At 62.7% G+C, this 6,147-nt stretch carries 10 protein-coding genes and 1 pseudogene; 7 read left to right on the top strand and 4 right to left on the bottom strand.

Going from position 1 to position 6,147, the window contains the following annotated elements; all coding sequences use genetic code 11:
* Positions 1-546, bottom strand: a 546-nt coding sequence (locus ACLP25_RS04710; RefSeq protein WP_442468069.1) for a hypothetical protein, incomplete at its 3' end; no start/stop codon positions are given.
* Entirely contained in the window at positions 547-915 is a 369-nt protein-coding gene (locus ACLP25_RS04705) for a DUF883 family protein (RefSeq protein ID WP_442468068.1), read from the bottom strand.
* A gap of 158 nt (positions 916-1,073) precedes the next feature.
* Here ACLP25_RS04705 and ACLP25_RS04700 point away from each other — a divergent pair, with 158 nt between their 5' ends.
* The gene (locus ACLP25_RS04700) at positions 1,074-1,268 is read left to right on the top strand and encodes a hypothetical protein (RefSeq protein WP_442468067.1); all 195 of its coding nucleotides are present in this window, start codon (positions 1,074-1,076) and stop codon (positions 1,266-1,268) included.
* Between the two features lie 2 nt (positions 1,269-1,270).
* On the opposite strand, the pseudogene ACLP25_RS04695 reads toward ACLP25_RS04700, so the two are convergent.
* Positions 1,271-1,339 (bottom strand): annotated as a pseudogene (locus ACLP25_RS04695) (DUF3309 family protein); the annotation flags it as partial.
* An 844-nt stretch (positions 1,340-2,183) separates the two neighbouring features.
* On the opposite strand from ACLP25_RS04695, the gene ACLP25_RS04690 reads away from it, so the two are divergent.
* The 3 genes from ACLP25_RS04690 to ACLP25_RS04680 all read left to right on the top strand — a co-directional run bounded on the left by ACLP25_RS04690 (position 2,184) and on the right by ACLP25_RS04680 (position 3,190).
* A complete protein-coding gene (locus ACLP25_RS04690; protein WP_442468066.1) occupies positions 2,184-2,366 on the top strand; it encodes a CsbD family protein in 183 nt (60 codons plus the stop codon).
* 161 nt (positions 2,367-2,527) lie between these two features.
* Positions 2,528-2,926, top strand: coding sequence for a hypothetical protein (locus ACLP25_RS04685; protein ID WP_442468065.1), 399 nt, complete (start codon positions 2,528-2,530; stop codon positions 2,924-2,926).
* A 135-nt stretch (positions 2,927-3,061) separates the two neighbouring features.
* Positions 3,062-3,190: a hypothetical protein gene (locus ACLP25_RS04680; protein ID WP_442468064.1), complete on the top strand. Its 129-nt coding sequence runs from the start codon at positions 3,062-3,064 to the stop codon at positions 3,188-3,190.
* A gap of 295 nt (positions 3,191-3,485) precedes the next feature.
* Here ACLP25_RS04680 and ACLP25_RS04675 read toward each other — a convergent pair whose 3' ends face one another.
* Positions 3,486-4,370: a transglutaminase family protein gene (locus ACLP25_RS04675; RefSeq protein WP_442468063.1), complete on the bottom strand. Its 885-nt coding sequence runs from the start codon at positions 4,368-4,370 to the stop codon at positions 3,486-3,488.
* 148 nt (positions 4,371-4,518) lie between these two features.
* On the opposite strand from ACLP25_RS04675, the gene ACLP25_RS04670 reads away from it, so the two are divergent.
* The 3 genes from ACLP25_RS04670 to ACLP25_RS04660 all read left to right on the top strand — a co-directional run bounded on the left by ACLP25_RS04670 (position 4,519) and on the right by ACLP25_RS04660 (position 6,068).
* On the top strand, positions 4,519-5,199 hold the full coding sequence (locus ACLP25_RS04670) for a LysE family translocator (RefSeq protein WP_442468062.1): 681 nt from the start codon (positions 4,519-4,521) through the stop codon (positions 5,197-5,199).
* A gap of 9 nt (positions 5,200-5,208) precedes the next feature.
* Entirely contained in the window at positions 5,209-5,532 is a 324-nt protein-coding gene (locus ACLP25_RS04665) for a hypothetical protein (RefSeq protein ID WP_442468061.1), read from the top strand.
* A gap of 179 nt (positions 5,533-5,711) precedes the next feature.
* On the top strand, positions 5,712-6,068 hold the full coding sequence (locus ACLP25_RS04660; RefSeq protein WP_442468060.1) for a DUF190 domain-containing protein: 357 nt from the start codon (positions 5,712-5,714) through the stop codon (positions 6,066-6,068).
* Positions 6,069-6,147: the final 79 nt, after the last annotated feature.

Here is a 6,147-nt window from a genome sequence, read left to right as displayed (position 1 = left end):
GGAGCTCCACTGTTTTTGCTCACGAATTAACAGCGCGCTCCGCCGGATTCGACGCCGAAAATCGCCTATACTTATTTGCCTTGACAATGCCCTCGCGCCGCGGCGTCTTCCCTCCGACGCCGGCCTGCTAGCGAGGACGAACGCAGCGCCGCCGATCGCCAAGATTGGGAGGAGCCGCTTGAAGCCGATCGCCTGGACAATCTGAAGCCCGGCCAGAATGACCCGCGGATCAGCGAGCGCCGACAATGGCGGCGGCTCCAAAGCTGCGCGCGCTTGCGCATCCCGGCGGCGGCGGGCGACATGAATCGCGTATGCCCCGAGCAGCGCCATGGTCGCCAGGAGGAATACGCCGGCCCCCGCGAAACAGGCGTCGACAAGGCCGTATCGGTCCAGCGCGACGACAAAAGCTGCGGCGCAAAGGAAACTCAACGTCACCGTCGCTGTGACGATCGACGCTGCCGCGATCGCGCCGAGCCGCAGAGCGCCGCTGGCGTCCTTCTTCCAGCGATCGGAGATCCGTTCGAACATGATAAGTTGCGCAAGCAACTACCGGCGCCAGGTCACGCCGATCAGAAAGCCGAGCCCCAACGCGAAAGCCAGTGTAGCGACCGGCCGCTCGTCGATCACGTCCGCCAGCGTGTCGCCGACCGAAGACGCGGCGTCCTGCGCGGCGTTCGCGACGGCGCCGGCTCGATCGGAGGCGTCCGACATCAGGGAATCAACGTTGGCGCGCGCGTTTCTCAGTCCACGCCGCGCCTGACTTTGCGCGATTACACCGAGGGCGGTCACCGCGTCAGAAATCTGTTGGGAGAGATCGGCGATATCGTTCTTCACGGCCGTCAAATCCTTCTCGAGACGAGCGTAGGCTTTGTCGTCGGCTTCGCTTTGCGCGGCGTTTTTTGCGGTTTCGTTCATTTCTGCCTCCACGACGCCGCAGGCGCTGCTTGACGAAAATCAGCAACGTCGGGGCGCGCCTCATGTTCGTGAAATCTCGTCGCTGCCAGTTGCGAGCAGCGCCGGCTCAGAACCAACGTCCATACCCCCCCCCGCCGAACAAGGATATCATGGCGAGGATGGCCAATCGTGTATTCGTGTCCATGGCCTTGCTTCCTAAGCGCGCGGCCACCGGCCTAACGTCGCCAGTGACCGCCGTGATGCGCGCCGCCGTGGTAGCCGCCATGATAACCGCCGTGGGCGCGCAACACCTGGCGCAAACATCCATCGTCATCATAATGGACGAATGCCGCGTGCGCGATGCCCGCCCGTGAGCCTATAGGCGGCCCATGAGCAACAGGACAATGAGGACAATCAGGATGATGCCAAGCAGGCCTATTCCGCCGTGGCCAAAACCGTAGCCCTATTCCCAATAGGGGACGACGCTGCCGCCTCCGAGTCCGCCAAAGAGTAGCAGGATCAACAGGACGACCAGGATGATTCCTAATGGAGACATGACCCACTCCTGCGGCCAGAGTAACTCGAAAAAAGCCGCGCAATGCCGCGCCGCGGCGATCATTGATAATGACGATAGTGGTGGTAATGGTGATAGTATTGGCGATGCGGGACGTCCATGCTCGTTGCGACGGCAGGACCCGTCACCCCGCCCACAATGCCGCCGACCACCGCGCCCGCAGGCCCTCCACCAGCGCCGCCCGAGACCGCGCCGACTCCGACCCCGCTTACCCTTTCACCGGTTGTCGAGCGGGCGGCAAGGCTTAGCGCGGCCAAGCCGGTTAAGGTTAAACTTCGGAAAGACATTGACATATCGCAGATCCACCTCACCACGACCATTCATCTTATTGAATTCGTCGTCGTTAGCTCCCATTTCTATTTCACCTGTCCCTGCCGATTCCAGTCCATCATTGACCCCTTCATTTATCTCTTACCACGCGGACCAGCGGTTCTCGTTGATTTGAATCAACTGAAATTCCCCGAACCTCTTTCGATCTGGAAAGCTGCTGACAATTCGCCCAGATGGATTGCACCTCAAGCCGAGTGAGATTTCGCTCAAAATCCGGAAGAGCAACCCTATGTTGCCCGAAGCAAAGCCGCCTTCCAGGAACCGTCGGGTGGACATCAATTGATTTGAATCAATGAGCGCCGCCAGTGATAGCGCTATCCTTGAATTTGGAGAACGTGGATTGAACAACGTTCAGTCGACGTCGTCGGACTTGTAGGAGAAAGTCGTGGACAAAGATCGTGTCGAGGGATCGGCGAAACAGGTCAAGGGTGCGGTAAAGGAGACGATTGGCAAGGTGGTGGGCGACGCCAAGCTGGAGGCCGAGGGCAAAGCCGATAAGGCCGAAGGCAAAGTGCAAAATGCCATCGGCGGCCTGAAAGACGCGGTGCGCGACGCTGCGAAGAAGTAGTTGAGCGTCGGTTCATGGCGCGGCCACGACGATCGCAAATGTCGGTTCGAAATCGCGTCATCGGTTCCCGATCCGGCGTGCGTGCGATGGCGTATCGGCCTATGCCTTGGGCAGGGACGTTGGTTCTGAATCGACGCCACGCTCGAACATAGAGATAAAATTTGCCGACCATTGATCGCGACGCTGCATCGGCGACTTTCGACAAGATGATGGCGCCGAAGGAGGATAAAATGCTGGCGCGTTTTTTGACAAGGGCAACCTTGGCTGCGGTGGCCGGTGCGGGCATGTTTGCCACGACTATGGTTTCCGCTCCCGCGTTTACGCTCTCTGCGCCACCGCTTGAGCAAAATGCAGCCGCGTTCCACGTTGAGAATGTCTATTATCGTGAATATGGCTATCATCACTACCACTACCATCACTACCATCACTACCATCACTACCATCACTACCATTATCACCATTATCACCATTATCACCATTATCACCATTACCACTATCACCATTACCACTATCGTCACTATCGTCACGACGGCCATCATCACTATAGTTACCGTTGGTGAGCGGCTAAGGAATACGCTCTACCTCCAATTGGCGTGCGGCGATCATAGCCCCAGGGGTTTTCAAGTGGTCGCGTGGTCGGCGAGGGGCATTGCCTTACCTAGTGCCGCGAGCTGCTCAATTTGGAGCCGTCTATCTTGAGTGCGCGAGAAATCGCCAAGGTGGTCGCCCCGCTTGAGGAGCTTCACCAGGATATCCCGCACCTTGACAATCGGGTCGATGAACTGGCCGAAGTGATGGCTCGACCAGCGGACCCCAATCGGTGATCGACGCAATCAAGGAGATCCGATCCGAGTCCGCCCATGTCTCCCGCAAGGCCGACTACGTCTGAGCGCGAACGGGAATCCGGAAGCAAAAACGTGTGACGCGTTGGCGTCTTGGCGACTTCCTGTCCTGCCGTTCCACGACCGTCCGCTCAGGGTCGATTTGACGCGCCCGCCAAGCCTTCGGCGAACGCCCCTTTTTTGCGCACTGCGGTCGCCCAGCGCGCCGACTTCGAATGACCGTTCATCCGATCATTCGCGACGCTTCCGCTCGATCGCCAGGCGTTGGATTTGCCCGCTACGCGGGCGCTCCCGTGACCGTCACGTCGACGTAGAGGCCGTCGGCGTCGTCTGCGGCGCCGACATAGCCGCCCGCGACCGGGATCGCCTGTGCGGCGGTCCGCGTCATGCCGACGCGGATGAGGTTGGCGCCGGCGGTCAGCCCGTTGGTCGGATCATATTCGACCCAGCCCGCGCCTGGCAGATAGACGCCGCACCACGCGTGGGTGCTGCCGCCGCCGCGCGTGGCGCCGGAGAGGTCGTCGTACAGGTAGCCGGTGACGAAGCGCGTCGCGACGCCGAAACTCCGCAAGGCCTCCATCATCAGCACCGCAAGGTCGCGGCAGGTCCCCGTGCCGAGCGCGAGCGTCTGGGCCGCTGTCTGCGTGCCCTCCTCGTGCCGCGCGGCGTAGCGGAAATCGGCCTTGATCGCGTGGGTCATCGCCTCCAGGACCGCGAGCGTGCGCGCATTGCGCACGTCGGCGACGAAGCGGCGCGCCCAGGCGTGCACCGTCCGGCCGGGGTCCGGCAATTGTCGCTCGGCAAGCCGGGCGACGTCGGGAAGGTCCTCGAGGTCGTAGGAAAAGGGAAAAGCCTCGGCGCTTGGGTCGAGGCTGTAGACCGGGGCAGGGGGCCCGTCGGGGTGATGCGTCAGGTCGAGGGTCGAAACTATTTTCAGTCGTTCGGCGCGCAAGTGCTCCGGCCATTCGAGGTAGCACACCGAATTGTCATAGGCGTCATGCGTCCAATGGATCAGCGACGGCTTCGGATCGACCTCGAGAACGGCCTCGTGGATCCTCAGGTCATGGCTGTCGTCCGGCCGCAACATCAGGCGGTGGCGCGTGAGGCCGACGGGATTGCAGTAGCGATATTCCGTCGTGTGGACGATTTTGATTCTGGCCATCGCGCCTCTTATAGCAAAGCCGCGCGCGGCCGTATCAAGCGGAGCGGAGCGCGCGCGCCTCGCGCGCCGATAGCCCGTCGAAAGACGGGCGTCCTTCCGGACGCCCAATGGGGCGGCGAGGCGCCGCCCCTCCGACGAGCATGCGGCTTTGACCCCGGCCGCGTTCGGCGCCACCCTGCCTGGCGCGATGTTTCCATTCTTCCCCAGCCCCTCGCTCGCGGCGGGATACGTCTTGGCCTGCGTGTTGCTCGCCGCGACGCCCGGCGCCGACATGGCGCTGTTCTTGTCGCGCACGCTCGCCGGGGGCAGGTGGCAGGGGTTTGTAGCCCAGGCGGGCGCCAATGCGGGGCTCGTCGTCCACACCTTCGCCGCCGCCCTCGGCCTCTCAGCGCTGCTCGCCGCATCGGCGACCGCCTATCAGGCGGTCAAGATCGTCGGCGCGCTTTACCTGCTGTGGCTCGCCTATGGCGCGCTTCGGCATGGGACCGGGCTGAAGCTTAAGGCCGGCAACAGCGGAGGAGGTTTGCGCGGCGCCTTCCTGAACGGCCTTTTGATCAATCTCACCAATCCGAAGATCGTGCTGTTCTTCGTGACCTTTTTGCCGCAGTTCATCGACGCGGGCGACCCGCACGCCGGCGCAAAGCTGTTCGTCCTCGGCTTCGGCTTTATCGTCATCACGACAATCGTCAACGCGGTCGTCATTCTCGTCGCTGGCCGCTTTGTCGCCGCCGCCAAGGCCAACCCGCGCGCGCTCCGCCTGTTCGACTACGGCTTCGCCGCGCTGATGAGCGCCTTCGCGCTCAGGCTGGCTTGGAGCGAGACGAGATAGGAGAGCCGCATGGATCTTGCCGCCTTCCGGGCCTCGCTCGCCGCTCCCCAGCCGCCGCCTGCATTGAGCCTTGGGCTCAAGGCGCTTTGGCTGGACGCGCGCGGCGATTGGGACGGCGCGCATGACGCGGCGCAGGCGGATGAGGGCGGCGACGGCGGACTGGGTCCACGCCTATCTGCATCGCAAGGAAGGCGACCCGGTCTGCATCGCAAGGAAGGCGACCCGGGCAACGCCGCGTACTGGTACCGCCGCGCCGGCAGGCCCGTCTGCCAGACCTCGCTCGACGACGAATGGGCGGCGATCGCGGCGGCGCTGCTTGCGCGCGGGGGCTGATGCGGCTTCATTGAGCGGCCGGACTTGGCTGGCTCATTGAGCGCGTCTTCGCAGTGCGCGGGGGCGAGATGTCGCTCGCTGGAGCGAATATCGGTCTATCCTCCTGCTATGTCTCATGTCGGTCTGGGCGGGCCATGCTGCGGCCTCCGCGCTGAACCCACTGACGGGAGGATGAAACCATGACGCTTCCGCGCGACGCCATGCTCTTGCGCGTCTTCATCGGCGAGGACGACAAATCGCGAGACCGTCGCCGCCCGCTCTACGAGGCGTTCGTGTTCGAGGCCCGCGCCGCGCACCTTGCCGGCGCGACGGTTTTGCGCGGGCCGTTGGGTTACGGCCACTCGACCCGGCTGCATTCGACAAAGATCCTCGATGTCGCAGAGCATCTTCCCCTCGTGATCGAGATCGTCGACACAGAGGAGAAGATCAAGGCGTTCCTGCCGACGCTCGACGCCATGATGTCGGGCGGACTTGTGACGCTGGAAAAGGTTCAGGTGCTGCTATACGGCGACAGCGTCAAGCACGACCCGGCCTGAGCGCGCCGTTTTGGGCCGTCAGTGTAACAGCAATATACAAATGACACCCCTGTGCAAAGTAGAGGTGACACTCCCCCGG

Origin of the sequence: Roseiarcus sp., from assembly GCF_052145395.1 — a bacterium.
In the GTDB taxonomy this organism is placed as follows: domain Bacteria; phylum Pseudomonadota; class Alphaproteobacteria; order Rhizobiales; family Beijerinckiaceae; genus Roseiarcus.
Note: the sequence above shows the minus strand (reverse complement) of the source record. Positions and strands in the feature narration are given on the sequence as shown.